The following is a 23,765-nucleotide window of genomic DNA, read 5'->3' on the forward strand; positions in this document are numbered from 1 at the left end:
GCGCGCGGCCCGCCGACTTTAAAACAATTGAACGGCTCTCCCGCCGTTTAAGAAAAATAGATAACAAGCGTCCACCGGCCGCCCCAGGATCATGCCGATCGCTTCCGCATATAGCTTCATCTGGAAGCGATGCTTCTCCGCCGCCTCGGCGTAACTCCCTCCGGCGACACGGTCCGTCTTGTAATCCAGCAGCACCAGACCGCCCTCGTCTTCGAACAGACAATCGATGACGCCTTGAATCATAATCGGCTCGTCTCCGGCGACTTCCGCGGCATCCGGGTATACCCGGGAAGCCGCAAACGCGCAGCTGAACGGCGTCTCCCGCTTCACCCACTTCGCGCGAAGCAGCCGCTCGCCGACCGGCTCCCGGTAGAACGCGGCTACAGCCGCCGCATCGACGGCTTCCGCCTGTTTCGTCGTCAGCATTTGACGCTCGATCAGCGATCGCAGAACGCCGTTTACTTGCTCTTCATCCATGGTCCCTTCCAGCGGCATATGCTGCATGACAAGGTGATGGACCGTTCCGCGTTCGGCAGCCGTTAACGAAACGTCTTCCATGAACTTCGGCCTGCGCAAACGGAACGTAAAGTCGTGAGGATCAGCTGTTGCCGCAAGCGGCTCCTCGTTCCAATCGGCATTGTGCTCCGCCGGTCCCAGCTCATCCTCGAACGACCATTCCGCCTGCACGGCATGCGAAGCCTCGGCAATGCTGTTGCCCGCCCCTTCGTTCTCGGTCGGTATGCTCGGACCGCGTTCTCCTTCGAACGAAACGATATCCTCGCCATACCCGCCTTTCATCGTCTGCTCCGCCAAGCTGGGCAGCAGAACCGATTCATCATCGGCTGCATGATCCCCGTGCAGACGCTTCATCTCGGTGACCGAGGTCTTCGCCGCCATGAGGGTCGCGCCGCGATGCGGATAGAGCCAATTCAGCCTTCGCTCGATCTCCTCGACGTCCGCCTCCGGCCCCAGTACCGGAATCAGATTCCGGACCGCCTGGAGCCGTTCCTCGAAGGCGCGCGCTGCCGCTTCATCCGGCTCGGCTGCGGCCGCTGCCTCGAACCCGAGCACGGATGCGGGGACGACGCCGCTTCGCCAGCTGGCGAACGATTCTCCCGATCGTCGCTGCGCGACGCTTCCTGAAGGTATCCCGCTTTCTTCCGTTCCCGGATCCGCATGGCCCGCTGCTCCATGTCCGGCCGTCGCCGAACTTTCGGATTGGCTCTCCGCGTGTCTCCCGCTTCCGTCGTCAACCGCGTCTCCCAACACTTCCAGGACGGCCTCTTCTATCGAGAGCCCGGCCGGATCGACGACGCTTGTCGCTTCGCCGAGCAGGTCTGCGCCGTCGTAGAGGTCAACATGGACGCCGCTTCGCATCGCGAGCGGGCCGATCCAGTCGATGAACCGCTTGGCCTGCGACAGCGAATAATCGGACAAGCCGCCGTCATTCGCTACGGCGCTCTGCCACCGCTCCAGCGTCTTCGCCGCGTCCGCAACGGTTCCGACCAGGAACATTTTCTCCTTGGGCCGCGTAAGCGCCACGTATAAAATCCGCATCTCTTCGGCGAGCGTCTCCTTCCGGATCTGTTCCCGAATCGACAAATACGGCAGCGTCGGATACGTCACGCGAAGATCGGTGTCGACGAATTTCGGACCGAACCCAAGCTGCTTATGCATCAGGAAGGAAGCGTTCAGATCTTGTTTATTGAACGACTTGCCGAGTCCCGCGACGAAGACGACCGGAAACTCGAGCCCCTTGCTCTTATGAATCGACATGATGCGCACGACGTCCTCTTGCTCGCCGAGCGCGCGAGCCGTCCCCAGGTCGCCGCCGTTCTCCCGCATCCGGTCCACGAAACGCAGGAATCGGAACAAGCCGCGGAACGAAGTCGCCTCGTATTGCCGCGCCCGATCGTACAGCGCCCGAAGGTTGGCCTGGCGCTGCAGACCGCCCGGCATGCCGCCGACCAGATCGTAATAGCCGCTCTCGCGATAAATGCGCCAGAGGAGCTCGGCGAGCGCACCGGCTCTCGCTTCCTCCCGCCAGCGCTCCAGATGAACGAGAAATTCGCTCAGCTTGGCGCGCGTCTTCTCCGGCAGTGTGCTTCCCGCCTCGGCGATTCGCACCGCGTCGTAGAATGACCCGCCATGACCGGCCGAGATCCGGATGAGCGCCAGCTCTTCCGCCGTCAAGCCGGCGAGCGGCGACCTTAACGCGCCCGCGAGCGGGATGTCCTGATAGGGGTTATCGATGACGCGAAGCAGCGACAGCATCGTCTCCACTTCGGTCGCCTCGAAATAACCGCTGCCGAGCTCCGCGTAAGCGGGAATGCCCTGCTGCTGCAGCTCCTCGATCAGAACCGGCGCCCACTGCTTGTCCGCGCGAAGCAAGATCACGATATCCCGCCATGCGAGCGGACGCTTGCCTCCGCGCCGACCGTCGAACGGCATGAACGGGCCAGCGGCGGTGTCCCCGTCGCCGACCGCGCCTTGACCGCGCAGCCGCAAAATCTGCTCCGCGATATACCTCGCTTCCAGCTGCACGACTTGCAAATCTTCGGCTGGTTCGGCGCCGCCTTCACGCTCAGCGCCTGCTTCGCCGCGATCCTCCGGTTCATCGTCCCCCGCATCGTCGGACGCGCCGTCCCCCCGGTCTAGCAGCGCGAATTCGATCGCGTACCGCTCCGGCGGGCCTCCGTCTGACGCGGGCGGATACGAAGCGCCGCAGACGAGCTCGGCACGGGCGTCGTAATCCATCTCCGCGACATTCTCGCGCATGATGGCGCGGAACACGACGTTCACGCCGTCGACGACTTCCTGACGGCTGCGGAAGTTGCGGGCGAGATCGATGCGGAGCCCGCTCTCAGGAGATTGCGCTCCATCTGATCCACCTGCCGACGCAGCGGAGTCTACCAACCCGGCGCCTGCAATTCGCGATGCTTCGCCTTCTCCCGTCCCGTAAGCCTTGTATTTGCGCAGGAACAAATTCGGCTCCGCCAAGCGGAACCGGTAAATGCTCTGCTTCACGTCGCCGACCATGAAGCGGTTGCCCGCCCCTGGCTGTGCAATTAGCTCCACGATCGCTTCCTGCGCCATGTTCGTATCCTGATATTCGTCGAGCAGAATCTCATCGAATTGCCGTCTGTACTCCAGCGCAGCCGACGAGGGGACCGTCAGTTCCGGCGTGGAGGCCGGATCGCGCAGAATTCGCAGACAATAGTGCTCCATATCGCCGAAGTCAAGCAGCCCGCGCTCCCGCTTGGCCGCCTCGAACCGCTCGCCGAACGCGATGACAAGCTCAGCCAGCGCCCGCATGAACGGCGCAAGCTCCCGCAGCTCCGCGGCGAACGCGTCGGGCGAGCGTCCGAACAGCTTGTCCTTCAGATCGCCCACGATCGTCTTGGCGTTCTCCCGAAGCTCCTTCGCCCGCTCCTGGATCGCCTTGTCCACGTCGTCGCCGCGCTGGCTCTTAAGCTTGCCAAAAGCCGCGGAGACGAAAGCCTCCTGCCACGTCTCCCAAGGCTTGTCCGTCACCTGCGCCAACAAGCTTCGCACGACCGCCTTATCTTCTTCGAACGTAACGGCGTATGCGCTCGGACCGCCCGGCTGCCGGGTGGCGTCCATCGCCTGCGCCAGCTGGGCAATCGCGCCCTCCAGCTCCAGCGTCACGACGCCGCGCAGCCCTTCTACCCAGTGCGAAGCGCCGAGCGCGGCCGCATCCTCGACCTCGAAGGATGAAGCCGTCTCCCGCAGCCAAGCTTCCGGCCATGGATTGCTCTGCGCGAAATGGTACAGCTTCATGACAAGACCGTACACCGGCTCATCGCCCCGTTCGCCGCCGAAGCGGTCGACCAGCGAGGCGAACGCCAAGCCTTGCGGCTCGCCCGCCTCGGCTGCTTCGTAGCGTTCCTCGAACAACGCGTCGAGCACGTCGATGCGCAGCAGCTCGGCTTCCGTCTCGTTCGCGATGCGAAAGCCCGGATCGAGCCCGATAAGCGAATAATACCGGCGTATCACGTCCAGACAGAACGAGTGGAGCGTCGTAATCGACGCCCGGCCCATGAGGGCAAGCTGACGGCGCAAATGCTCGGATTCCGGATTACGGACCAGCTCCTTCTCCAGCGCGATCCGTATGCGCTCCTTCATCTCCGCGGCGGCCGCCTTCGTGAAGGTGGCGACGAGCAGACGATCCACGTCGGTATCGGCCGAAATTTTGCGAATAATCCGCTCGACCAGTACCGCGGTCTTGCCGGAACCCGCCGCCGCCGCGACTAGAATATTGCGTCCGCCGGAGACGATCGCTTTCCATTGATCGTCGGTCCATGTGCTGCCCGCCGGCTTTTGGTTCATCACCGTGCCGCCGCTCATGGCGTCCCCTCCTCTTGCGTTGTTCTGTGAGCCGCATCCGTCTCTTCGGACCCGGCTGCCAGCATCTCCCACACTTCGTCCTTCTTCGGCTTCGCAAGCTTCGAGAACGCGTTGCCCTCGATGAGCGGATCGAACTGGCATACCGGCTTGTACGCGCAAAATTGGCATGGCGTCCGCGGCCCGAGCCGGTACGGCGCGATCGAAATGTCGCCATCCACGATCCGGTCGCCGATGCGCTTCAGCGTGGAGCGAACGGATCTGCGCAGCGTTCCCCATTGTTCGTCCGTCGCGACGGACGAACTGCTGTAGAATCCGCCGTCCTTCTTGAGCGCGATCGGCAGGATGTCCGAGTACCCGGTCGTCAAGCCGCCGTCCATCTTGCGAACGGTATCCTCGTCGGCCAGAATAAGCCCCTTCAGCTTGAACCGCTTCAGAATATCCGCGCGCGCCCGCTCCGCCGACATCGTATTGCTGGAAGAGAGCATCGGGTTATGCACATGGAAATAGAGCGCCCCCGCCGCTCTCGCCGGCTGGCCGAGCCAATCTTCCGAGGCGGACACGAGCACGTCCAAATACGTAAGCATTTGGAGCGCGAGCCCATATGCGACCTCCTCCAGCCGCAGCTGCTTGGCGCTCGACTTGTAATCGATGACCCGCAGCAGCAGACCGCCTTCCGATTCCGCCGCGTCGACCCGGTCGATCCGTCCGACCATCTCGAGCGTGCGCTCGCGAACGAGCGGGATTCTAAGCGACGGCAGCGGTCCGTCGGGACCGAACCCGATCTCCAGCCCCACGGGCTTGAATGCCGCGCGGCGAGCATGTTCGCCCAGAATGACGGCCGCTTGCGCGATAATATCCCGCAGCTTCCGCGCGACGTATTGATGGCGCCGGCTGCTGAACAGAATCTGCGACTGCAGCCGATGCGCTAGTTCGTCGACGACGCCGGCGGCCGCCGCGCGGATCTCGCTGTCGTCCAATTCGCCGAACCGGTCGCCCAGCTTCTCGGTAAGCTTGCTAAGCGCCGCATGGAACAGCTGTCCGATGTCGGGCGCCGCCAGCTTGAAGACGTCGCGCTCCCGCAGCCGCAGTCCGTGGATGACGAAATGTTGGAACGGGCACGCTACGAAGCGTTCCATTCGCGACACGCTGCCGCGCAGCACTTCGCCGTACAGTCGGTCGGCCGTATCGCGCGTCAGATATTGCGCTTCGTTGGCGTAATCCAGCGACGCGACGAGGCGCTTCAGACGGCTTTCCCAATCCGGGCGAACCGCATACCAGTTGAACGCCTCCCACCACAACGGCGCGATCGTCGCGCCTTGCTTCCAAGCGCGCAGCTGGGCAGTCAAGTAAGATAACGTCCGGTGCGGATGCGCAATATAGGAAAGCTGCTCCTCCGGCGGCATGCCGTGAGCGGGCTCGATGGCGATCTGGCGCTCCGCGATGCCTGGGAACATGCTCTTCACGTGACGAATCACTTCCGAAGCGTGAAGACTCTTGCCCTCCTCGTCCGCGAGCGGATAGCTGATCCAGAGGTGGCGGCTAGGCGTCGACAACGCGTTGTAAATGAGAAACCGCTCGTCCAGCAGTCTTCGCCGGACGCCCGGCGCCATCGCGATCCCGCCGCGTTCCAGCGTCTCGCGCTCCTGCTCCGTCAGGACGCCGTCTTCCTGCATCCGCTGCGGCATGACGCCGTCGTTCGCCCCGAGCAAATAACAAACCTGGACCTTGCCCGACCGCGTCCGGTCCATGCTGCCCACGAGCACCTGGTCAAGCGAGGGCGGCACAGCCGCCAGCTTCAAGCTCTCGAGTCCTGTGTCGACCATGCCCGCAAACAGCTCGAACGGGAGCTTCTCGCCGCCGGTCATCTCGGCCAGCTGATCGAGTAGCCCAAGCACGCCATCCCATAGCTGGCGATGCTCCCGCGACCGCAGCGTATCGCCTTTGGACGCGGCCGCGAGGCTCCACTTCTCCAGCCGGTCCGGCGCGCCAATCTCGATTAACAGCTTGTATAGCGCGACGCACATGCCGCGCACGTCCGGCGCTTTCTTCAGCCGCTTCGAGAACCGCAGCAGCGGCTCGACGACAGCCTCGCGCGCGGCTAGAATCGCTTGGAAGAGGCGCTGGTCGCGCTCCCCGGCTTGCGCCGGCTCGCCTTCGAGCGTATCCCGCACGAGCGGCTTCCACTTCTCGGCGTTCAGCCAACGATTGCCGTCGATGCCCGCCGCTAGCGCGTAATTCTCCAGTAGGTCGAACGTCTCCCGGGTCAGCCGGCTATCCGACGCCTCGTCCGGCATGAGCAGCTCGGTCTTGATGCAGCGGAATACCGCCTCGTAACGCCAACCCCTAACCGCGATCTCAAGCGCCGAACGGATGAACTCGGACAGCGGATGATGGAGCGCCGCCTCCTTCTGGTCCATGAAGACCGGAATGTCGTAATCGTCGAAGACGGCCTTCAAGTACTCCGCGTAATCCGGGGCATTGCGCACCATGACCGCGAAGTCGAAGTAGCGCAGCCCTTCCGTGCGCACCCGCTCCGTGATATCCCGCGCGACCGCCTCGACCTCCGCCCGGCGATTGGCAGCGGCATGCAGAGACACGCTGCCGTCGTACTCCTCGCCCGGCGCAAGCCGCAGAGGCCGGCGGTCAGCGTAATGGCGTTCCGCATGCGCCAACATCGGACGTCCGCGGAATCGGTACGGCGGCTCGTCCGGCAGCAGCACCGGCTCGGCAACCTCCACCCCGGCATGCTCCGCGATTTCCCGCAGCTTCAAATACGTCTCCGCCGTCGGGCGGAATAGCTCGAGCTCATGCGGCGCCTCGCCGTGGCCGTAGATCCGATCGAGACACAACGTTACCGTTACCTTCGCGCCGTAACGAATGATCGCGGCCAGCGCCTCGTATTCCTTAGGCGTAAAGCCATGAAAGCCGTCGATCCAGAATTCCGCTTGCTTCATGATCGGAGACTCTGGGAAGCCCCGCACGAGCCAATCCAGATACGCTTCGGAATCGACATACAAGCCCGCCAGCTCCTGCTCCAGCTGCACGCCGACAAGCTGCAGGTCGTGAAGCTTACGGCGCAGCAGCGCGCTTTGGGGCCCTGCCAGGCCGTCGTCCGCGAATTGCCGCAGCCTCTCGTCGTCCACGCCGTACCGCTTCCATTCCGTCAACAGCTCGCCCAACCGCTCGATAAATCCGTGCTGGCTCTCGCTCCCTTGATAGAGCAGCAGATCGTTACGCAGCCGATTAACGATCTTGTATAAGAGCATGTTCTTGCCGCTCTCGCTGATCGGCACGAGCGCGGTGCCGCCCGTCTCCTGCATGACGCGGAACGACAGACGCCGGAAGCTCAGCGCCTGCGCGCGGATCGTACCCGCGACGCCTCCGCCCAGCATCGCATATTCCGTCTGGAACGTCGCCTGTTCGGGAACGAGCATGATCAGCGGCGCGCCGTCCGGCTGCTCCCGAATACGATGCCTGATCTCTTCCAGGCACAAATGAGTCTTGCCCGCGCCCGCCCGTCCGATCACAAACCGTAGCGTCATACCTTCACCTCATTCTGATAGCCGCATCTACCCGTAGAGCGGCCGATTCTATTCGATTGTTCTATTCTATCACAGCGAGTCTCCCATTTCACGCCGAAAAACAAACAAACGTTCGCATTATGGACCGGTAAATGGATGCAGTTCTGGAGGGTGCGGGCAAAGAACGGTTATAGCCGTTTTTTCGCTTGCGACCCTTTTGGAAATATGAGTTAATATAGATGTCGGGCCCGACGAATACCGCGCGAAAGGAGCTGATTGCATTGAAAAGCGCTGAGGTGATTTTCGCTTAATCGCGAAAATCGTTCCGGAGGAGGCGGCTAACCCCGTCTCCTTCCATATACCGATACCCGATAATGACAAGGACGGACGCGAGCAGCGCCGTTGCTTGGCCACGATGCGCCATACGTATCGTGATTTTTGCGTTTTAGGCTACACCATTAAACTAAAGGAGGCGGCTAAGCATGGTATGGACCGTAACAACGACCGTAGGCACTCAAGTTCGATACCCATCCGAGGAGGAGCTTAACCTTGAACTACAAAAATGGAAAAGATGTGCTGCCCCCTAGTTTACTGAAAGAGCTGCAGCATTACATACAAGGGGAACTAGTCTATATCCCGAAACAGACCGAGCAGCGGGCGGCATGGGGCGAGAAGAGCGGCTCACGCCAGCAATTGACCCTTCGCAACCAGGAGATTTACAGCTGCTTCATCGGCGGCACGACTATGACGGAGCTGGAGCGCAAATTTCATCTCTCCGGCGAGAGCATTCGCAAGATCATCGTGAAGATGCGCCGCACTTCCATACATCAGGCCAGCGCCCATGGCGCTTACTCATAAAGAAAGGCTTCCCGCCCGCGAATCGATTTCGCCGGTTGGGAAGCCTTTTTATTATCTACGAACGGCTGCGCACCTCGAAGATGCCGAATTTCAAGTAGTGGCCTTCGCCGACGCCGACGATTTGCGGATGGTCCTTGCCCGCCGCGCGCCATTCGATCAAGCGCAGAATTTTGCCCGCGTCGGCCGCTGCCGCCTGAATCGTCTCCAGGAACAAGTCCGGCTGCATGTGGTACGAACAGCTGGCCGTCACCAGATAACCGCCCTCGTTCACCAGCTTGAGCCCCTGCAAATTAATGTCTTTGTAGCCGCGCACCGCACCGGCCACCGCGCTCTTCGTCTTCGCGAAGGCAGGCGGATCGAGAATGACGACGTCCCACGTTCGGCCGCCGCCGCCGAGCGCTTTCGACGTGTCGGTCTTGGCCGTGCCTGCCGCGCCGGCGCGAGCGCGTTCCGCGCGCTCTTCCTGCCCTTTCACCTGCATCCGCAAGTAATCGAACGCGTCCGCGACGACGAACTCCACGCGGTCCTCGAAGCCGTTGCGGGCCACGTTGCGCCGGGCTGTCTCGATCGCGTGCTCGGAGACGTCCAGACAGGTCACCTTCTTGGCTCCGTACTTGCAGGCGTGAAGCGTGAAGCTGCCCGTGTGCGCAAAGCATTCCAACACCGTGGCCCCGTCCCAATGCGGGAACGTCACCACTTTGCCGTTCGCGTTGACCGGCACCAGCACTTCGGGCGCCAGCGCTGCGCCGGTGTCGTCGCCAGCCGCTCCGCCGATCTCGCGTACGACCGCTTCGCCGCCGTCCGGCAGCTCCTCGCGCATGCGGCGTTCCAGGTTGATGCCGCTGCGGGCGCCCCAGCCGCGCATAAGCGGCTCGATCGAAGCCCGATTCTCGCGTTGATCGAAGAAATACCCCGTCTTCTGTCCTTCCACGATATCCACTTCCATCCGAAGGCCGTTCTCCCGGATCTCGATGATCCGCGGACAATCCCCGTACAGTAAGCCCGTCCGTTCTTCCAGCCCTTCCAGCTTCCGAACGGAGACGTCGCTCCGCTCGTATATTCCTTTGGGCTCGAACACGCTCACGAGGGCGTTCACAAGCGCCTCGCGATGCGCCTCCATCCCGAGGGTCAGTACCTGAATGACGAGCACGCCGCCGAAACGGTCGACGATCAGGCCCGGCAGGAAGTCCGCCTCGCCGTATACGAGCCGGCAGTCCTCACCGTTGACAAAGCGGCTGCGGTGCTGCGCGCACTGCCGGAAGCGTTCGGCGAAGAACGCCTCGTCCATCGCTTCGGTCGGCTTATAGCCGATAATTCGGATCGTGATCTGGGATTGCGGATTCCAATACCCCGTCGCCAAGTAGCGTCCTTGATGGTTCACGACATCCACCAGCTGCCCCGGACGTCCTTCACCGTCCATCCGCTCGATTTCGCTGGCGAATACCCATGGGTGACCGCCTTCCGTCCGCTTCTTTCTCTCTTTCTTCAAAATGGCTTTTACCCGTTCCATCGCCATCATCCGTCCTCTCCCCTAATCCCTTTGCAAGACGCTAGTACTTGTTCGACGTCTCGCGACTTGAGCTTGTCATGCTTGTTTCTTCGTCCGCATAAATTGATCTGAATGTTGATTTTACTGTTCAAAGGAGTGCAGCCTCATGGTTCAAGACATTCTCCTGCCGATGACGCTCGGCTTCGTTATTTTCCTGATTGGCATGAAAGCTATGGAGCTCGCGCTTCATCAGTCCGTCGGCCGCCATCTTCAAACGGTGCTGGAACGCATGACGGCCACGCCGCTCCATGGGCTGCTCATCGGAACAGCAACAACGGCCGTTCTGCAGAGCAGCACGGCCGTTACGGTCATGACGATTGGCCTGGTCAACGCCAAGCTGCTCACGTTCCCGCGAACGCTCGGCATAATCCTTGGCACCAATATCGGCACCTGCCTGACGACGGAATTAATCGGTCTCAATATCACCCGTATGGCTTGGCCGCTGCTGGCGACCTCGCTCGCGCTATGGATGGCGACGGCGCTGCTGCGCGAGCTCGGGCTCGGCCGGCTGCTGATGGGCTTTCGCAGCGTTCGACTCGGGAGCGGTACCGCCTCCGGTGCGACACCTGCCGGCGAGCGCTGGCTGCAGGCCGCTCGCAGCGGCTCCGTCATCGCCGGCGGCTTCGCGCTGCTGCTCGTCGGCATGGCCCTCATGCAATCCGTTGGTCCCGCGGTCGAAGCGAGCGGCTTGTTCGACGCCTTCCTAAGCCGAGCGGAAAACAGCGTGCTCTGGGGCATCGTGGCCGGCGCGATCCTCACTGCAGCCGTGCACAGCGGGGCAGCGGTCATCGCGATTATCATGGGGCTGGCCAGCGCGCTTGCTTTGCCCGTGCCGATCGGCATCGCCATCGTGCTGGGCGCCAACATCGGCACGTGCGTCACCGCGCTGCTCGTGTCGCTTGGCGGCCCCAAATCCGGGCGCTTCGTCGCCTGGTCGCATGCGCTGCTCAACGTCGGCGGAGCGGCGCTGTTCGCCCCTTTCACCGCCGAGCTTCAAGCCGCCGCCAGTTGGTTCGGCGCCTCGCCTGCTGCGCAAATCGCCCATGCGCAGACGATTTTTAATATAGCGTGCTCGCTCCTTGCTCTTCCGCTGTGTTATCTTCCGATAATTCGGCGGATGACTGTCCGCTGACGATCGCCACGCCTGCGCTCGTGCCTAGACGGTTCGCGCCCGCTTGCAGCATGCGGATGGCGGTCTCCATGTCGCGGATGCCTCCCGATGCTTTCACCCCGATGCCGGAGGTGACGGACGCCCGCATGAGCCGAATGTCGGCTTCGCTCGCTCCGCCGGTGCCGAAGCCGGTTGACGTCTTCACATAGTGTGCGCCGGCGGCCTCAGCCACGCGGCATGCTTCGGCTTTCTGTTCCTGGTTAAGCATGCCTGTCTCGAGAATGACCTTCACGATCGCCGAGCCTTCCACGGCACGGACGACCGACGCGATATCATGGGATACGACGCCGTAACGGCCGTCGACGACGGCGCCGATCGGCAGCACCATATCGATCTCGTCCGCGCCGTCCTGAACCGCCGCTTGCGCTTCGTACACTTTGACCTTCGTCGACATCGCTCCCAGCGGAAAACCGACCACAGCCGCGATATGGACACCGGTATCGGCAAGCTTCTCTCGGCAAAGCGACACCCATGACCCGTTGACGCACACGCTGTAGAACTGATGAATGGCCGCTTCTTCGCAAAGCTTGATGATGTATTTCTCCGTCGCGCCCGGCTTCAGCAGCGTATGGTCGATAAACTTCGCGATCGGAGTACCCGGTTCCCATTTCTCTAACATTCGTCGTTAAACCTCCAGGCCGAGCAGCCTAAGCGCCCCCGACAAAATTTGGTCGTTGTTGCTGTACCCCGACTGACGCTGTCGCCGCCAAGCCTCCATCGGCTCAAACCATTCCACGCCCCGAATTTCTTCGACTTGCGCCTGAAGCTTGCCGCCGATCGCTTCCACGAGATAATAGTGAACCTCTTTGTCGACGGTACCTTTGGACTCGTGATTGTACTTGTATTTAATTTGGTCGATTGGCGCGACGATCATTCCCTGCAGGCCGGTCTCTTCGGCAATTTCCCGCAGCGCGGTTTCTTCCACGGTTTCGCCCGGCTCCATTTTGCCCTTCGGCAGCGAAATTTTGCCGTAGCGGTCCTGAATGAGCTGCACCTGCAGAACGCCGCCCTCGCGGCGGAACACCACGCCGCCCGCCGAAATTTCCTTCATGCACTTCGCCTCCTGTCATCCGATATAAGCGCGTATGTAGAGCAAGGATTCCGCCTTCCCGCAAGAGGAGACAGAATCCTTGTAGACTCGGGTGTTGCTATTCGCGTCGCGTATCCGCGCTATCGCCAGTATCGTGGACGCTTAGCTGGCCTCGGTGCCGCGCACGGCTACCGCACGCTCGTCAAGGACACGAACTAGCTGGCCTTTGCATTCGTTCACGCCCGCTTCGGTTATTTTTACCCGGCACAGCTGCCCGATAAGCGTCTCCGAGCCTTCGAAGACGACTTGCAAATAGTTGCCGGAATAACCCATGACCAAGCCGCTGCCCGGCGCGCCTTTGTAGTCGCGCTCCGGAATAACGTCGACCACTTCGCCGACGAACTGCTGCGCGTAAGCCAATTGCATCTTCTCGGACAAATCGATCAGCTTGTGCACGCGCTCGTTCTTCACTTCTTCGTCGACCTGGTCTTCCATCCGGGCGGCCGGCGTGCCGGTCCGCTTGGAATACGGGAAGACGTGCATCTCGGCAAAGCCCAGCTCTTCCATGAACTTGTAGCCGGCCTCGAACATCTCTTCCGTCTCGCCCGGGAATCCGACGATGACGTCGGTCGTGATCGCCACGCCAGGCATCGCTTCGTGCAGCAGTCGGATCTTCTCGGCGAATTCGGCCGTCGTATATTTGCGGCGCATCCGCTTGAGCACGGAATCGTCGCCCGCCTGCAGCGGAATGTGGAGGTGGCGGCACATCTTCGGCGAACGGTTCAGCACGTCGATCATGTCGGCGTCGATCTGGCTCGCTTCAATAGAGCTGATGCGGATCCGCTCCAGTCCCTCCACCTTGTCCAAATCCCACAGCAGATCGGATAATTTGTAATTCTCCATATCATCGCCGTAACCGCCGGTATGAATACCCGTCAGGACGATTTCCTTGTAGCCGGCCGCGACGAGTTGACGCGCCTGGTTCAGGACACTCTCCGCTTCGCGGCTGCGGGATAGACCGCGCGACCAAGGAATGATGCAGAAGGTGCAGAAGTTGTTGCACCCTTCTTGAATCTTCAGGAATGCGCGGGTCCGGTCGGCGAAATCCGGCACGTCCAGTTCTTCGAACTCCCGCGTCTTCATGATGTTGCGCACGGCATTGACCGGCTTGCGCTCGGCCTGCAGCTGGGCGACGTAATCCATCAGCTTGTCCCGGTCCTGCGTCCCGATGACCAGATCGACGCCTTCGATCGCCATGATCTCGGCCGGGGACGTCTGCGCGTAGCAGCCCGTTACGGCGACGATCGCGTCCGGGTTGCGGCGGATCGCGCGGCGGATGATTTGGCGGCTCTTCTTGTCGCCCGTATTGGTAACCGTGCATGTATTGATCAGGTACACGTCGGCGGTCGTCGTCTCGAAATCCACCTGCTCGTACCCTTCATTCTTGAACAGCTGCCAAATCGCTTCCGTATCATAGAAGTTTACTTTGCAGCCCAGCGTGTAAAAAGCAACTGACGGCATGTCTGTTAAACGCCTCCCATTTCTCCGGATTCATACATCAGGCAGGCGAGTCCGACCATGGCCGCCGTCTCGGTGCGCAGAATGCGCTTGCCCAAACCGACGATGACAGCGCCCGCCGCTTCGGCTTCGTCGGCCTCGCGTTCGGTAAAGCCGCCCTCGGGCCCAACGATCAGCAGCACGCGCGGCGACGCCGCGGCTCGCTCCCCGTTCCGATAAGCCTGCACCGCGTCGCGAATGCCCGCGCCGCCTGATCCGCCTTCCTTCTCGTAACAAAATAACACTAGTTCATACTCGCCGACCGATTCGATCAGCTTTCGCCAGGAACGGACCGCTTCCACCCGGGGAATCCGGCTGCGGTGCGCTTGCTCAGCCGCTTCCTTGGCGATTTTGCCCCAGCGCTCGAGCCGCTTCGCTTCCTTCTTCGCGTCGTATTGGACGATCATCCGTTCCGACTCGAAGGGGACGAACGCGGCTGCGCCGATTTCCGTGCCTTTTTGAATGACAAGTTCCATTTTATCGCCCTTCGGCAAGCTCTGCGCCACCGTCACGGACCAGTTCGGCTCGCCGCTCATCGGCAGCCATTCCACGATATCCGCCTCCACCCGGGAAGGCGAAACCGCACGTACGGACGCACGCGCGGTTCTCGTCTGTCCATCGCTGACGAACATTTCATCGCCCGGTTCCATGCGCATGACGCGCGCCGCATGATGGGCATCGTCACCGGTAAGCACGACGTCGTGATCGGTCATGCTCTCCGGCGTTACAAAGTATCGCTGCATGGTTCGAAATACCCTTCATCGTAAACTGTAAGCCGCATAAAAACTTCAACCTACATCATACACGTTTTATGCCCGCCACGCTAGTTCTTTAAACGTGAAAAGCTCCGAATCCGTTGCGGATAATAGATCGGTAATAACTGGCTACAGACTTGCCCCGCTCAATCCGAAGAAATCGCTCCAAAGCTCGCCCCAAGGGACAGGATCGAACACGTACTGGAACAAGAGGATCGTATTAAAGAATATATCGAACCAAAGCGCGAACAACGGATCCAGCGTCTGCTCGCGAAGCGGCGGGATAAATACGATGAGCAAGAAGACGAAAATTCCCCACTGCGCATGCTGATCCATTGTATAGCGCACGCGCAGCGGCACTAAGTCCTGAATGATCCGGTAACCGTCGAGCGGCGGAAGCGGAAGCAAGTTGAAGAGGAACAGCAATATGTTCATTGTGATCAAATAATACGTAAAATGGCCGATCGCCTGCCTCACGCCTACCGACGCTGATTCCAGCACGCCGAATTCATTGAGCAAAAACACGGCCAAGATGCCGATAACCGCCAGCAGCAGATTGCTAAGAGGACCGACGGCCGAGACGACGATCCCCATCAGTCTTGGGTATTTGAATCGTCCACGGTTGACCGGCACGGGTTTGGCCCAACCGAATCCGGCGATCAGAATTAAAATGGTGCCTAGCACGTCTAGATGAGCACGCGGATTTAGCGTCACACGTCCCGCATCATACGCGGTACGGTCCCCGAACTTATATGCGCTGTATGCGTGAGCGAACTCATGAATCGAAAACGCCAGCACGAGCACGATAAAAATAAAGGGCAAATCCTCCAGCGGATACCACAAAAAATTCATGCTTCGCCCCCCACAATGCGGCTTGGGAAGGTTCCCCTCCCCATTCCCGCTTCAAATTATCGACTTACTCAGGACGCACGGCCACGAACGCGATCCAGTCCTGATCCCGCTGGCGGTCCTTGATCGTGAAGCCCGCCTTCAGCAAGCCCGCTTCGACGTCCTCTTCCTTGTTCTTCCAGATACCCGACGCGATATACGTACCGCCCGGCTTCAGCGCCGCGTATACGTCATCGATGAAGAGCAGAATAATCTCTGCCAAAATGTTCGCGACGACGACGTCGACCGGCACCGACACGTTCACCGGGCCGCTCTCTTCCTTCGCTTGCAAAATGCCGAGCAAATCGCTCAGATGAACTTGAATGCTGTCTTCCAGCCCGTTCAGCCTCGTGTTCTCCGTCGCCGACGATACGGCAACCGGGTCGAGGTCCAGCGCCAGCACGCGCTTCGCGCCGAGCTTCATCGCGCCGATCGCGAGAACGCCGGAGCCGGTGCCCACGTCGATGACTTCTTCGCCGCCCTGGATAACGGACTCCAGCGTGCGCAGGCACAGCGCGGTCGTCGGATGCGTCCCGGTGCCAAACGCCATGCCCGGGTCCAACTCGATAATGCGCTCGTCGGGACCAGGCGTATAGTCCTCCCATGTCGGCTTGATCGTCAAGCGCTCCGATACTCGAATCGGCTTGAAATATTGCTTCCACGCGTTCGCCCAATCCTCGTCATCGACCATGGCCGCCGAGATTGTGAATTCGCCCGGATCGATGTCGAACTCGCGCAGCTGCTCGATGCGCGGACGGATCGCCGCCATGATCTCCTGCGGATCGGCCTCCTCATAGAAGTACGCCTTAATCACCGCCTGGCCCTCGGGAATATCGTTGAGCGGATGCTCGTACCATTGGCCGAGCGACGTGTCGCGCGGCTTGTTGAGCGTCCCGGATTCTTCAATGGATACGCCGCCGGCGTCCAGTTCATGCAAAAAATTCGAAATCATCTCGGTCGCTTCTTCCGTCGTTTCGACCGTTATCTCATGCCATTTCATCTATGTACTGCCTCCCGATAATGGTAGTGGCGTCCGATTGCCCGTAAGCTCGTCAACCCATCTTCTCTATATTACAACAGAACGCGCCTCGCGCACAAAAAGGTCATGCGCGGAAGCTCGGCCGGTTAGAACCGCTTCGCTTCGCACATGACCTTCTCCATCCCATATCTTGACCGACGTCGCGCCTTAACCTAACGAAGCTGCGGCGTGCCGCCCAGCTCGGCGATGACGTGCAGCACGCGGTCGACCTGTTCGTCGTCGACGGTCGCCATAAGCACGCCTTCTCCGCCGGCCGTCACTTCGCGGGCGCGCAGCGCCTGGAGCTTCAGCTCCGCCTCACGCGTGGAGCCTCCGGCAGGAAAGCTGGCCTCAATTTGTGTCGCCACTTTCGGCACGCTCCCTTACGCCTTCTCGGCGCGGGCGTCGGCTGCCGCAGCGCGCTTCTGAGCTTCAAGATCGTCCGCATCCGCTAATTCGGCCGAGAATTCCACGTCTTCGTTCTTGCCGATCGGCAGATGGCTAAAGCTGCCTTCTTTGAATTCCTGTTCCGTCATTGTTGCCGCCTCCTAGTTCGGAATGTTCACCAACAACTAGGATGAGCAGCGATAGCCGAAACTATGCTTGATCGCCATGCAGATTAGTCCCCGCGGAACGCGCGTTTCATCTTCTCGAAGATCGACTCGTGATGCTCGCCTGTCGACTCGCCGGCTACGCCCGCAAATTGTCGAAGCAGGTCCTTCTGATCTTCGGTGAGGTTCGTCGGCGTGACGACCGTCACCTTGACATGCTGATCGCCTTGGCCGTAGCCGCGAAGACGCGGAACGCCTTTGCCCTTCAGTCGGAAATACGTGCCCGTCTGCGTGCCTGCCGGAATCTTCAGCTTCACCTTCTCGGTCAGCGTCGGAATCTCGATCTCGTCGCCAAGCGCCGCCTGCGCGAACGTGAGCGGCACTTCGCAATAGATGTCATCGCCTTCGCGTTCGAAGAATTCGTGGGACTTCACGCGAATGACGATGTACAGATCGCCTGCCGGACCGCCGCGCAGCCCTGCTTCGCCTTCGCCGGAGAGGCGGATTTGAGCGCCCTCGTCTACGCCGGCCGGAATGCGAACGTTGATCTTGCGCTGGCGTTTCACTTTACCCGCGCCATGACACGTGCCGCATTTGTCCTTGATAATGCGCCCGGAGCCGCTGCAGTTCGAGCACGCCCGGCGGTTGACCATGCGGCCGAACGGCGTGTTCTGCACGACTTCCTGCTGGCCGGAGCCTTTACATACCGAACAGGTCTCTGGTTTCGTACCCGGCTTCGCACCCGATCCGTGGCACGTGTCGCAAGATTCGGTGCGCGGAATCGTAATTTCCGTCTCCTTGCCGAATACCGCTTCCTTGAACTCGATCGTCATCGTATACTGCAGATCGTTCCCGCGCTGCGGCGCGTTCGGATCACGCCGGCCGCCGCCGCCGCCGAAGAACATGTCGAATATATCGCCGAAGCCGCCCGAGAAGTCGCCCGCTCCGCCGCCGCCGAACCCTTGATTAGGGTCAACGTGTCCATATTGGTCATAGGTCGCCCGCTTGCCGCTGTCGCTCAGGACGTCGTACGCTTCCTTCACTTCCTTGAACTTCGCTTCCGCGTCCGCCGCCTTGTTCACGTCCGGATGATACTGACGCGCCAGCTTCCGGTACGCCTTCTTAATCTCGTCCTCCGAGGCATTCTTGCCTAGCTCGAGCACCTCGTAATAATCCCGCTTGTCTGCCAAAACCCGTTCACCCCGTCCACTTGTTTAACCCGCCGGCGTCCCTTGCGCGAATATCGCCTCGAAAGCCGCGGTTTCTTCTCTCGCCATCCTCGCCGATTCGACCGAACCCTTCTCGCCAAAAAGATCAGACGAGTGTACGCGAGAAAAAACGTCACTCTCTGATCTTGATTAAAACGGAGGAGGAGCCCGGAAGAGCTCCCCCGTCACGCTTCGATTACTTCTTATCGTCCACGACTTCGTAGTCGGCGTCAACAACATTATCTTTGCCTTTCGCTTCGCCGCCAGCATTCGCCGCGCCCTCCGCGCCTTGCTGCGCTTGCGCCGCTTGCTCATAGAGCTTCACGGACAGCTGCTGCACGATTTCGGTCAGCTCGGCCGTTGCCGCGTTGATCTCTTCGAGGTTGTCGGACTCCAGTGCTTTTTTCACTTTCTCTTTCGCTTCTTCGGCTTTAGCGATCTCGCCGGCGTCTACTTTGTCGCCGAGGTCTTTGATCGTCTTATCGACCGAATACACGAGTTGATCCGCGTTGTTCTTCGCTTCGACCAGTTCGCGGCGCTTGCGATCTTCTTCCGCGTTGAGCTCAGCGTCTTTCATCATGCGCTCGATCTCTTCGTCGGACAGGCCGCTCGAGGACGTAATCGTGATCTTCTGGCTCTTGCCCGTGCCTTTGTCCATGGCCGATACGTTCACGATACCGTTGGCGTCGATGTCGAACGTGACTTCGATTTGCGGAACGCCGCGCGGCGCGAGCGGAATATCGCCCAGGGTGAACTTGCCGAGCGTTTTGTTGCCGGCCGCCATTTGACGCTCGCCTTGAAGTACGTGGATCTCTACGCTAGGCTGATTGTCCGCGTACGTCGAGAACACCTGCGATTTGCTCGTCGGGATCGTCGTGTTGCGGTCGATCATTTTCGTGAATACGCCGCCTGCCGTCTCGATGCCGAGGGAGAGCGGGGTCACGTCGAGCAGGACTACGTCTTTGACGTCGCCGGTCAGGACGCCGGCTTGAACCGCCGCGCCGAGGGCAACGACTTCATCCGGGTTAACGCCTTTGTGCGGCTCTTTGCCCGTCAGCTTCTTGATCGCTTCCTGCACGGCAGGAATACGCGTGGAACCGCCGACCAGGACGATTTTATCGATATCCGAAGGCGTCATGCCCGCATCGCTAAGCGCTTGGCGAGTCGGGCCGAGCGTGCGCTCGACGAGCGAAGCGGACAGCTCTTCGAATTTCGCGCGCGTCAGCGTCGTCTCCAAGTGCTGCGGCACGCCGTCTACCATCGTGATGAACGGCAGGGAGATCGTGGACGTCAGGACGCCGGACAGTTCTTTTTTCGCTTTCTCGGCCGCGTCTTTCAGACGTTGGACAGCCGCTTTGTCTTTGCGCAGGTCGATGCCGTGCTCTTTGTTGAACTCCGTCGCCAGGTAGTCGATGATGACTTGGTCGAAGTCGTCGCCGCCGAGGTTGTTGTCGCCGCTCGTCGCTTTTACTTCGAAGAAGCCGTCTCCCAGCTCCAGGATGGAGACGTCGAACGTGCCGCCGCCAAGGTCATACACGAGAATCGTTTGGTCTTCGGACTTCTCCAGACCGTATGCGAGCGCGGCTGCCGTCGGCTCGTTGACGATACGCAGCACTTCGAGGCCCGCGATTTTGCCCGCGTCCTTCGTCGCTTGGCGCTGGCTGTCGTTAAAGTATGCCGGTACCGTGATAACCGCTTGGGTTACCGTTTGGCCAAGGTAGGCTTCGGCGTCGGATTTCAGCTTCTGCAGGATGATCGCGGAAATCTCTTGCGGCGAGTAGTCCTTGCCGTCGATCGTTTCCTTGTGGTTCGTGCCCATGTGGCGCTTGATCGAAATGATCGTGCGGTCCGGATTCGTGATCGCTTGGCGCTTGGCGGATTCGCCGACGATGCGCTCGCCGTCCTTCTTGAAGCCGACGACCGAAGGCGTCGTGCGGTTGCCCTCCGGGTTCGGGATGACGACGGCTTCGCCGCCTTCCATTACTGCTACGCAGGAGTTGGTCGTACCCAAGTCAATACCGATAACTTTACTCATAATAAGTGTCCTCCTTCATGATCTCAATAAGTATAGGTTGTCGTTCGCTATATGAAGCGCCGAATTAGCCGCTTACTTTCACCATCGCGGGACGCAGGACGCGGTCCTTCAGGACGTAGCCCTTCTGCACTTCTTCGACGACGATGCCTTCCTCATGCTCGTCCGACTCCACCTGCATGATCGCTTGGTGAAAATCGGGGTTGAACGGCTGACCCACCGTCTCCATCGGCTTAAGTCCTTCGGACTCGAGCGTCTGCTCCAGCTGGCGGAAGATCATGTCCACGCCCTTGGCGAACGATTCGGCATCTCCGCCGTTCTTCGACGCTTCCAGCGCGCGGCCGAAGTTGTCGACCACCGGCAGCAGCTGCTTGATCAGCTGCTCGGAAGCGTAGCGGGCCAAATCTTCCTTCTCCTTCTGCGTGCGGCGCCGGAAGTTGTCGAAGTCCGCTTGCGCGCGCAAATAGCGCTGCTGGTTCTCCTCCGCCTGCTTCATCAGCTCGGCGATGCGCGGATCTTCCGCCGTCTCGGCTCCTTGCGCTTGCTCTTCCCCGGCTTGCGCCGCCTCGGAAGCGTCCACCGTCGTTTCTTCGTTCTGCACTTCTTCTGTTACTGGCTGTTCGTTCGCGCTCACGTGTCGCTTCACCTCCTGCTAATCGTATAAGATCACTTGTACCAACGGCCGAGCAGCACCGCCATGTCCTTGGACAAGACGTCGAGCAGCCCGATGACTTTCGCATAATCCATCCGCGTCGGCCCTAATATTCCTATTGTACCCGCGGACACGCCATCTACCGAATAAGTAGCCGTTATCAAGCTGCAATTACTGATCGCCTCATGGGAATTCTCGCTGCCGATGCGGACTTGAATACCGCCCGGCTGCCCCGCGAACATGCGCATGAGCGTCGGCGTCTCCCCGAACAGGTCGAGCAGCGTCTTCACCTTGTCGACGTCCTTGAATTCCGGCTGGGTGAGCATGTTCGTCGTGCCGCTCAAGAATACGCGGTTCTCGTCCTCCGTATTAAACGCATCGTCCAATACGCCAAGCAGACGCTCGCACTGGTCGACGTAGCGGCCGAGCTCCTGGCCGACTTCGGTGTGCATTTTGGCTTTCAGCCGGATCAGCGGCACGCCGATCAGCTTCGTGTTCAAAATGTTGACAGCCCGCTCGATGTCCGACATGGACATATCCGGCGGAATCGAAATCGTCCGGTTCTCGACATGGCCCGTATTCGTGACGATGATCGCCACGGCGGCATCGTCGCTAATGGGCACAAGCTGAAAATGCTTGAGCGAATTCGCATATGATTCCGGCCCCAGCACAATCGACGTATAATTGGTCAAGCTCGATAATATCGTTGCCGCGTGCTGAATGACTTCCTCCATTTGCGTCATTTTCTCGGTAAAGAAAGAACGGATCTTCGTCAGATCGGAGTCGTTCACTTCGCCGAGCTTCACCAAATGGTCGACGTAATAACGATAGCCTTTGGTGGAAGGGACGCGACCTGCCGACGTGTGAGGCTGCTCGAGAAAACCAAGCTCCTCCAGATCGGCCATTTCGTTACGAATCGTGGCGGCACTGAATCCGACATCGCCCCGTTTGGAAATGCTGCGCGAGCCGACCGGCTCAGCGGAGCGGATGTAATCGTCAATGATGGCGTTCAAAATCATTCTTTGGCGTTCTGTTAGCATCCATACTCCCCCTCTTCCCTTGCTGACATACCGCTTCGTCACTTCGTTAGCACTCAGTGTCGTCGAGTGCTAATCACTAATACAAAAATACCAAACCCGCTCGCGGATTGTCAAGTCGGTTCGGCCGTTAAAGTTGCGAATGGGGGGCGAATGCATTACCTGTATTTTCGCCGCAGGCGAGGACCGATATGCCCCATTTAAAAAGACCGCTTCATTCAAGTGTTGCTCGGAATGAAACGGTCGCTATTTAGTTCAACACCTTCAATACCGCGATCTCGTCGCACGCGTGCTGCTTCGCGCAGTTGACGCAATCGGTCCATACTTTCTCGGGGAAAATCTCTTTGTTTACCACGTGAAAGCCGTTGCGCTCGAAAAAGTTCACCGCGTACGTCAGCGCCATCACTTTATGCAGCCCCTGCTCCTTCGCTTCTTGAAGCAAGAACTCGACCAGCTTGTTGCCGATGCCAAGACCGCGATACCCATCCGTCATCCCCAGCGAGCGAATCTCAACCAGGTCGGTTCCCAATTTAAACAACGATCCGCAGCCGACGACGACGTCGTCCACTTCGGCTACGACGAACGTGTGAATCATCCGTTCCAGGGCGGCGCGCGATCGCGGCAGCATGATCCCTTGTTTTGCATAACCTTCAATTAATGTAAACAACGCCTCTACATCCTGCGTTCCCGCTTTTCTGCATGTGACCACTGCTTGCATCGCGCTCGCCTCCACCCGGTGTCCGTCTTTTCAATATGAATAAATATACAACAGAGTGTATGAGTACACAAGCATAAATTTCCCTGTCCCCCAGTAGCTCGCCCGCCTCGCAAAATAGAAGTAATCGGAGCGATAAATGATTTTATCTGTTCACCGGAACGCCTAGACGATATTCTATTGGTAAATAGATGGGAGTGTGATTCGATGAATCCCGAAACCAAGCTCGATCTTGCCGAACATGTCTTAGTGCAATCGATTCGAGATTTCGAGAGTTTGAAAAAACTCGGCGACAAATCGCTCGCGCAATTGTCCGAAGCCGGATTCCGCTGGGTGCCCGATCCGGAGTCGAACAGTATCGCGATCATCATCAATCATTTGCACGGCAATATGCTTTCCCGCTGGACGGACTTTCTAACCACCGACGGCGAGAAGCCCGACCGCAACCGCGACGCGGAGTTCGAGGATGACGGCGCTTCCTCCGCCGAGCTGATCGCCAGGTGGGAACAGGGGTGGGCAACGCTGCTGGGGACGCTGAAGACGTTGACGCCGGACGATCTGCTGCGGACGGTCACGATTCGCGGCGAAGGGCATACCGTCGTGCAGGCGGTTCACCGCCAAATCTCGCATTACGGCTATCACGTCGGTCAGCTTGTCTATGCGGCAAAGGCGTACCGTTCTTCCGCTTGGCGGACGCTGAGCATTCCCAAAGGCGGATCGAGCGCGTTCAATGCCGCCAAAGGCGAGGAAGCAGCGGAACGCCATAAGGGCTAGTCCTTGAAATGAAAAAAGACAACCATTCTCTCCGTCGAGAAAATGGTTGTCTTTCGTTGTCAATCCATACGCTAGCCATTC

The 23,765-nt window shown here is 59.9% G+C and carries 19 protein-coding genes; 3 read left to right on the forward strand and 16 right to left on the reverse strand.

Annotated features, from left to right (window positions below):
• Positions 1-18: 18 nt before the first annotated feature.
• Both ACFSKT_RS09665 and addB read right to left on the reverse strand, forming a co-directional pair.
• Positions 19-4,368, reverse strand: a complete 4,350-nt coding sequence (locus ACFSKT_RS09665) for a UvrD-helicase domain-containing protein (RefSeq protein WP_377722529.1) — start codon at positions 4,366-4,368, stop codon at positions 19-21.
• A complete protein-coding gene (gene addB, locus ACFSKT_RS09670; protein WP_377722530.1) occupies positions 4,365-7,910 on the reverse strand; it encodes a helicase-exonuclease AddAB subunit AddB in 3,546 nt (1,181 codons plus the stop codon). The genes ACFSKT_RS09665 and addB overlap by 4 nt, the downstream gene beginning before the upstream one ends.
• Before the next feature lie 528 nt (positions 7,911-8,438).
• Between addB and ACFSKT_RS09675 the strand changes: the two genes are divergently transcribed.
• Positions 8,439-8,747 carry a CD3324 family protein gene (locus ACFSKT_RS09675; RefSeq protein ID WP_377722531.1) on the forward strand — a complete coding sequence of 103 codons (309 nt, stop codon included), beginning with the start codon at positions 8,439-8,441 and terminating at the stop codon, positions 8,745-8,747.
• Positions 8,748-8,802: 55 nt separating this feature from the next.
• Here the strand turns inward: ACFSKT_RS09675 and ACFSKT_RS09680 are convergent, their stop codons facing one another.
• Positions 8,803-10,263, reverse strand: coding sequence for a class I SAM-dependent rRNA methyltransferase (locus tag ACFSKT_RS09680; protein WP_377722868.1), 1,461 nt, complete (start codon positions 10,261-10,263; stop codon positions 8,803-8,805).
• Between the two features lie 139 nt (positions 10,264-10,402).
• On the opposite strand from ACFSKT_RS09680, the gene ACFSKT_RS09685 reads away from it, so the two are divergent.
• A complete protein-coding gene (locus ACFSKT_RS09685; protein ID WP_377722532.1) occupies positions 10,403-11,428 on the forward strand; it encodes a Na/Pi cotransporter family protein in 1,026 nt (341 codons plus the stop codon).
• Here ACFSKT_RS09685 and deoC read toward each other — a convergent pair.
• The 13 genes from deoC to ACFSKT_RS09750 all read right to left on the reverse strand — a co-directional run bounded on the left by deoC (position 11,355) and on the right by ACFSKT_RS09750 (position 22,913).
• On the reverse strand, positions 11,355-12,086 hold the full coding sequence (deoC, locus tag ACFSKT_RS09690; protein ID WP_377722533.1) for a deoxyribose-phosphate aldolase: 732 nt from the start codon (positions 12,084-12,086) through the stop codon (positions 11,355-11,357). The two genes, ACFSKT_RS09685 and deoC, sit on opposite strands and share 74 nt — an antisense overlap.
• Positions 12,087-12,092: 6 nt before the next feature.
• Positions 12,093-12,518, reverse strand: coding sequence for an NUDIX hydrolase (locus ACFSKT_RS09695; protein ID WP_377722534.1), 426 nt, complete (start codon positions 12,516-12,518; stop codon positions 12,093-12,095).
• Between the two features lie 141 nt (positions 12,519-12,659).
• Entirely contained in the window at positions 12,660-14,018 is a 1,359-nt protein-coding gene (gene mtaB / locus ACFSKT_RS09700) for a tRNA (N(6)-L-threonylcarbamoyladenosine(37)-C(2))-methylthiotransferase MtaB (protein ID WP_377722535.1), read from the reverse strand.
• Between the two features lie 5 nt (positions 14,019-14,023).
• Positions 14,024-14,797, reverse strand: coding sequence for a 16S rRNA (uracil(1498)-N(3))-methyltransferase (locus ACFSKT_RS09705; protein ID WP_377722536.1), 774 nt, complete (start codon positions 14,795-14,797; stop codon positions 14,024-14,026).
• 141 nt (positions 14,798-14,938) lie between these two features.
• Positions 14,939-15,661, reverse strand: a complete 723-nt coding sequence (locus ACFSKT_RS09710; protein ID WP_377722537.1) for a site-2 protease family protein — start codon at positions 15,659-15,661, stop codon at positions 14,939-14,941.
• Positions 15,662-15,725: 64 nt separating this feature from the next.
• On the reverse strand, positions 15,726-16,697 hold the full coding sequence (prmA, locus tag ACFSKT_RS09715; RefSeq protein ID WP_377722538.1) for a 50S ribosomal protein L11 methyltransferase: 972 nt from the start codon (positions 16,695-16,697) through the stop codon (positions 15,726-15,728).
• Between the two features lie 191 nt (positions 16,698-16,888).
• The gene (locus tag ACFSKT_RS09720; RefSeq protein ID WP_377722539.1) at positions 16,889-17,083 is read right to left on the reverse strand and encodes a hypothetical protein; all 195 of its coding nucleotides are present in this window, start codon (positions 17,081-17,083) and stop codon (positions 16,889-16,891) included.
• Positions 17,084-17,098: 15 nt separating this feature from the next.
• Entirely contained in the window at positions 17,099-17,251 is a 153-nt protein-coding gene (locus ACFSKT_RS09725) for a YfhD family protein (protein ID WP_377722540.1), read from the reverse strand.
• Positions 17,252-17,334: 83 nt separating this feature from the next.
• Positions 17,335-18,456 carry a molecular chaperone DnaJ gene (gene dnaJ, locus ACFSKT_RS09730; RefSeq protein WP_377722541.1) on the reverse strand — a complete coding sequence of 374 codons (1,122 nt, stop codon included), beginning with the start codon at positions 18,454-18,456 and terminating at the stop codon, positions 17,335-17,337.
• A gap of 214 nt (positions 18,457-18,670) precedes the next feature.
• A complete protein-coding gene (dnaK, locus tag ACFSKT_RS09735) occupies positions 18,671-20,509 on the reverse strand; it encodes a molecular chaperone DnaK (protein WP_377722542.1) in 1,839 nt (612 codons plus the stop codon).
• A gap of 64 nt (positions 20,510-20,573) precedes the next feature.
• Complete coding sequence (grpE, locus tag ACFSKT_RS09740) at positions 20,574-21,140, reverse strand: nucleotide exchange factor GrpE (protein WP_377722543.1); 567 nt, start codon at positions 21,138-21,140, stop codon at positions 20,574-20,576.
• A 32-nt stretch (positions 21,141-21,172) separates the two neighbouring features.
• On the reverse strand, positions 21,173-22,198 hold the full coding sequence (gene hrcA / locus ACFSKT_RS09745) for a heat-inducible transcriptional repressor HrcA (protein ID WP_377722544.1): 1,026 nt from the start codon (positions 22,196-22,198) through the stop codon (positions 21,173-21,175).
• Positions 22,199-22,445: 247 nt separating this feature from the next.
• Positions 22,446-22,913: an N-acetyltransferase gene (locus ACFSKT_RS09750; RefSeq protein ID WP_377722545.1), complete on the reverse strand. Its 468-nt coding sequence runs from the start codon at positions 22,911-22,913 to the stop codon at positions 22,446-22,448.
• A 204-nt stretch (positions 22,914-23,117) separates the two neighbouring features.
• Between ACFSKT_RS09750 and ACFSKT_RS09755 the strand changes: the two genes are divergently transcribed.
• Entirely contained in the window at positions 23,118-23,684 is a 567-nt protein-coding gene (locus ACFSKT_RS09755) for a DUF1572 family protein (RefSeq protein ID WP_377722546.1), read from the forward strand.
• Positions 23,685-23,765: the final 81 nt, after the last annotated feature.

Origin of the sequence: Paenibacillus xanthanilyticus (genome assembly GCF_042682185.1) — a bacterium.
Lineage (GTDB): Bacteria > Bacillota > Bacilli > Paenibacillales > Paenibacillaceae > Paenibacillus_Z > Paenibacillus_Z xanthanilyticus.

Coding starts and splice junctions, on each gene's coding strand:
- ACFSKT_RS09695 (WP_377722534.1), bottom strand. CDS start 12,518: ATGAAGGAAATTTCGGCGGGCGGCGTGGTGTTCCGCCGCGAGGGCGGC.
- prmA (WP_377722538.1), bottom strand. CDS start 16,697: ATGAAATGGCATGAGATAACGGTCGAAACGACGGAAGAAGCGACCGAG.
- dnaK (WP_377722542.1), bottom strand. CDS start 20,509: ATGAGTAAAGTTATCGGTATTGACTTGGGTACGACCAACTCCTGCGTA.
- deoC (WP_377722533.1), bottom strand. CDS start 12,086: ATGTTAGAGAAATGGGAACCGGGTACTCCGATCGCGAAGTTTATCGAC.
- mtaB (WP_377722535.1), bottom strand. CDS start 14,018: ATGCCGTCAGTTGCTTTTTACACGCTGGGCTGCAAAGTAAACTTCTAT.
- ACFSKT_RS09680 (WP_377722868.1), bottom strand. CDS start 10,263: ATGGCGATGGAACGGGTAAAAGCCATTTTGAAGAAAGAGAGAAAGAAG.
- ACFSKT_RS09685 (WP_377722532.1), top strand. CDS start 10,403: ATGGTTCAAGACATTCTCCTGCCGATGACGCTCGGCTTCGTTATTTTC.
- hrcA (WP_377722544.1), bottom strand. CDS start 22,198: ATGCTAACAGAACGCCAAAGAATGATTTTGAACGCCATCATTGACGAT.
- ACFSKT_RS09665 (WP_377722529.1), bottom strand. CDS start 4,368: ATGAGCGGCGGCACGGTGATGAACCAAAAGCCGGCGGGCAGCACATGG.
- ACFSKT_RS09755 (WP_377722546.1), top strand. CDS start 23,118: ATGAATCCCGAAACCAAGCTCGATCTTGCCGAACATGTCTTAGTGCAA.
- ACFSKT_RS09750 (WP_377722545.1), bottom strand. CDS start 22,913: ATGCAAGCAGTGGTCACATGCAGAAAAGCGGGAACGCAGGATGTAGAG.
- ACFSKT_RS09710 (WP_377722537.1), bottom strand. CDS start 15,661: ATGAATTTTTTGTGGTATCCGCTGGAGGATTTGCCCTTTATTTTTATC.
- ACFSKT_RS09725 (WP_377722540.1), bottom strand. CDS start 17,251: ATGACGGAACAGGAATTCAAAGAAGGCAGCTTTAGCCATCTGCCGATC.
- addB (WP_377722530.1), bottom strand. CDS start 7,910: ATGACGCTACGGTTTGTGATCGGACGGGCGGGCGCGGGCAAGACTCAT.
- ACFSKT_RS09705 (WP_377722536.1), bottom strand. CDS start 14,797: ATGCAGCGATACTTTGTAACGCCGGAGAGCATGACCGATCACGACGTC.